6 protein-coding genes are annotated in these 3,697 nt (G+C 71.1%); 1 reads left to right on the forward strand and 5 read right to left on the reverse strand.

Annotation, left to right across the window (positions count from 1 at the left end):
* A partial coding sequence (locus tag VF468_01850) for a PPOX class F420-dependent oxidoreductase (GenBank protein HEX5877063.1) occupies positions 1 to 378 on the forward strand: 378 nt, incomplete at its 5' end.
* 261 nt (positions 379 to 639) lie between these two features.
* Here VF468_01850 and VF468_01855 read toward each other — a convergent pair.
* From VF468_01855 to VF468_01875, 5 genes are all read right to left on the reverse strand, one after another.
* Positions 640 to 1,422 (reverse strand): DUF6544 family protein, encoded by a 783-nt coding sequence (locus tag VF468_01855; GenBank protein ID HEX5877064.1) that lies wholly within the window; start codon positions 1,420 to 1,422, stop codon positions 640 to 642.
* Positions 1,423 to 1,518: 96 nt separating this feature from the next.
* Positions 1,519 to 1,962 carry a PPOX class F420-dependent oxidoreductase gene (locus VF468_01860; protein HEX5877065.1) on the reverse strand — a complete coding sequence of 148 codons (444 nt, stop codon included), beginning with the start codon at positions 1,960 to 1,962 and terminating at the stop codon, positions 1,519 to 1,521.
* Positions 1,959 to 2,435, reverse strand: a complete 477-nt coding sequence (locus VF468_01865; GenBank protein HEX5877066.1) for a TIGR03618 family F420-dependent PPOX class oxidoreductase — start codon at positions 2,433 to 2,435, stop codon at positions 1,959 to 1,961. The genes VF468_01860 and VF468_01865 overlap by 4 nt, the downstream gene beginning before the upstream one ends.
* 5 nt (positions 2,436 to 2,440) lie before the next feature.
* Complete coding sequence (locus VF468_01870; protein HEX5877067.1) at positions 2,441 to 3,307, reverse strand: alpha/beta fold hydrolase; 867 nt, start codon at positions 3,305 to 3,307, stop codon at positions 2,441 to 2,443.
* 19 nt (positions 3,308 to 3,326) lie between these two features.
* The coding region (locus VF468_01875) for a WS/DGAT domain-containing protein (protein HEX5877068.1) at positions 3,327 to 3,697 on the reverse strand (371 nt) is incomplete at its 5' end.

The following is a 3,697-nucleotide window of genomic DNA, read 5'->3' on the forward strand; positions in this document are numbered from 1 at the left end:
CTCGCCAAGGAACCCTTTGTCAGCATCACCACCTTCAGGCGCGACGGCACGCCGGTCTCGGTGCCGGTGTGGTGCGCGGCCGACAACGGCAGCCTGCTGGTCTTCAGCGAGGCCGACTCCTGGAAGGTCAAGCGGATCCGCCGCGACCCCCATGTCCGCCTGGCGCCCTGCAGCGCCCGAGGCACGCCGCGGGGCCCGGCGGTCGACGCCGACGCCAGGCTGGTGGAGGAGACCACAAGGGTCCGAGCGCTGCTGGCGCGGAAGTACCCGTGGGCGTGGCCGGCCTACCGGGCGCTCATGGTCGTGTCGGCGGCGATCCGGCGTCTCCGCCGACAGGGGCCGTCGCCGTGGCTGACGATCAGGATCACCCCCCGTTGAGGCGTGGCCGTATCCGACGCCCATCGCCGTAATCCAGTTCGAACGGCAAGGCGAGCCGCGGCCAGGGAGCGGAGCACTGTAGGCGTGCGAGCGAGAGCTTCAGGGCATACGCACCCAGGGGTGCGGGGCGCGGACGGCGCAAGCCGGACGCCTGGCGGCGCGAGACCCGCCTTCCGGAGGTGGGACCGGTACAACGTGACCGTCACCGCCGCGAACGCCACGGGAACGCCGGTAACACGACGCAGGCGAGCGATGCGTCGGTCATGGCCCGGCCGCGCTGGCTGGCGTGACCAGGTGGAAGTCGGTGAACTCATAGCGGAAGAACTCGCCCTCGCTCCACCGGTCGGTTCCATAGAACCACCCGCCCCGACCAGCGCTGGGAATCGTGACGCCGTCGAAGGTCGAGTAGCGGGTCAGCTCGTGCCCGAAGCGGTGCACGCCGAAGGTCCCGGTGCTGTCCGGGTCGCCCCAGCGGTCGAGGGCAACCGACCGCACCCGGGCGTCGTCGTCGAGGGTGTAGTGCACCTCGAGCTGGAGGTCGTCCAGGCGCCAGCTGGCGGTGAGGTGGTGGGAATCGGCCGCCGCCCAGGTCACGCCGAACCGCGGCAGCATTGCCGTGGGAACCCACACGGCCTCGGCGGCGACCCGGCCGGCCGCGCTGCGGGACAGGTCGGGCCCCTGGGCGTGGAGCAACCGGAGCAGGCTGAGGAGCGTCCATTGCATCGCCCCCTGCCCGTCGGCGTAGCGGTCGAAGCCGGCGATGACGCCGCCGGCTCGGGCGGTCCATACCAGCCCGTGGTGGGGGGCGTAGACCTGCCGGGCCCGGAACGGCATCCACCAGCGCCCCAGCTTGACCGCTCCCCGCATCCCCAGGCGGGCCGACCGCGCCAACGGCGTGCCGGCGGCGATCGAGGTCCGGAAGTACCGACAGACCGGGTCGGGCAGGCCCTGGAGCTCGCCCTCGTCGAACGAACCGGCGACCGGCGGGTCGGCCAGTTGGGCCTCGAGTTCGGACGGTGTGGCGTCTAGTGCAGTCGTGCTCATGTTTGCCTCCAACTACTGGCCATGAAGAGCCTCCCGTGCGCCTCCAGGCCCGGCTGGCTTGGTTGGCGGCTCCTCGGCACACCTGTTGGGTCTGGCTCAGGTGTGGATGGCGTCCAGGGTGATGCGCCGGGCGTGGATGCGGCAGATGACCCGGGTCTCCCGCCACCGTTGCGCGGCCGGGTAGATGTGGCCGTAGTAGGCCGGGTGGCGGGTGTACTTGCGCGTCAGCGCGTCCAGGTGGTCCAGGGCACCGTCGAAGACGAGCTCGGCGTGGCCGCGGAGCTGAAGGTAGCGGGCGGGGTTGTCGGGGTCGACGACCAGCAGGCTGACCTTGGGGTTGGCGGCCAGGTTGCGGCCTTTCTGCCGCTCCAGGGTGGTGTTGACTCGGGCCCAGGCGCCGTCCCAGTCGACCCAGACCAGGCTGGACTGGGGCTGGCCGTCGCCGCCCATGGTGGTCATGACCCCACAGATCGGCCGGGTCAGCAGGTCCAGATGGGAGGCCGGGACCGTTAGCGGCTTGGACGCGGACAGCGTGGTCATCTCCGTCCGCCCTTCTTCCCGGTGGCGTCCAACGCGACCACGTGGGTGGGCCGGATCCGGCACAGGACCGGGATCTCGGTGTCGGCGAAGCGGGCTGGGATGGCGTCGCCGAAGTAGCGGATCGGCCGTCCGGCGTAGGTGCTCGCGAGAGCGTCTAGGTGCTCGGCCGCGCCTGCCTGGGTCATCTCGACGACCCTGCCGCGGACCTCCAGGTAGCGGTTGGGCTGGCGCGGGTCATAGCACAGTAGGGTGACTCGGGGGTTGGCGCGCATGTTGCGCTCTTTGGCAAAGCCCCGCATGGTGTTGACCCGCACGCACACCCCGTCGTAGTCGCACCACACCACCGAGGTCTGCGGATAGCCCTTGGGGGTGACGGTGGTGAGGGCGGCGACCGGTGGGCACTGGACCAGGTCACGATGCGACGCCGGGATCTGGTCGGGCGGGTGATCGCTGCGCAGGCCGATGGTCCGCATCGCGTTCACCTCCCCGCCCTGGGAGCCTCGCCGGCCGGCGCGGCGACGTCTGTGGAGAGGAAGTCGCTGACGGCCTGCATGACCTCGGCGGGCTGCTCCAGGTCCGGACTGTGGCCGGCGCGCTCGACGATCCGCAGGCGGGCGCCGGGGATCCCGGCCGCCAGCTCGCGCTGGCACTCCGGCGGGAACAGGAAGTCGTGGCGCCCGGCCATCACCAGCGTCGGCACCGTGATCTCGCCGAGGCGGTCCATCACCGTCCAGCCCGGGAGCAGGTGGCGGCCGGAGAAGATCAGCGCCTGCGGCCGCGGCTTGAAGCGCCACCCGCCGCTGAGCATGTAGCGGAGGATCGGCCACAAGCTGGTGTCGTACGAGTACGCACTGCTGATCCGCAGGGAGATCGGCCACCACTCCCTCGGCGCGAGCTCGCCGTTGAACCAGCGCCGGACCAGCTCCACCTTCTCGGGGCTATAGCCGCGCTCGGCCAGGAGCTCGAGCGCGTGCTGCCGTGACCAGCGGCTGTCGCCGCCGGTGTCGAGCAGCACCAGGTGCGACAGGCTGTCGGGATAGCGCAGCGCGTACTCCAGGGCCACGTGGCCGCCGAAGGAATGGCCGAGCACGGCCCACCGCTCCAAGCCCAGCCGCTGGCGCAGCGCGTCGGTGTCGGCCGTCAGGTTCTCCCAGGTCATCGACGAGGGGGCGCCCGTGGAACGGCCGTTGCTGCGGTGGTCGTAGAAGACCAGGGTGAACTGGTCCGCCAACCGCCGAAATGGCAGCATTGACGTGTGGTCCGCGCTCGGCCCGCCGTGCATGAGCAGCAACGGGTCGCCGCGCCCGACGACCTTGACGAAGAGCGACACGTCCCGGATCGGCATTATTGCTGACCTGCGCCGCTCAGCCCTGAGCACTGACATGGGTCACCATCTCCCCAGTAGGACGGATCGACGTGGGATGGGTCGGCACGCCGAGCGCATGCAGCTCCTCGCGCAGGCCGGCCGCGAAGGCGTCCAGGTCGGGGTAGGCGTCTTGGTCGGCGACCACCCCGATGGCCAACGCTCCCGCGTACGAGAGCGCGCCCACCCCGAGGGGTTCGTTGGCGATCAGGGGCAGCAGCGGGAACACCTCCAGCACCCGCGCCCCGGCAAGGTACAGCGGCACCGAGGGACCCGGGATGTCCGCCGTGGTCGCGTTCACCCGCTGGCGCATGACGGCCACCAGCAGCAGCCGCCTGGCGACCCGGCCGCCAAACAGCGTCCCCAGCGACG

The organism is Actinomycetota bacterium (genome assembly GCA_036280995.1).
Taxonomy (GTDB): domain Bacteria; phylum Actinomycetota; class CALGFH01; order CALGFH01; family CALGFH01; genus CALGFH01.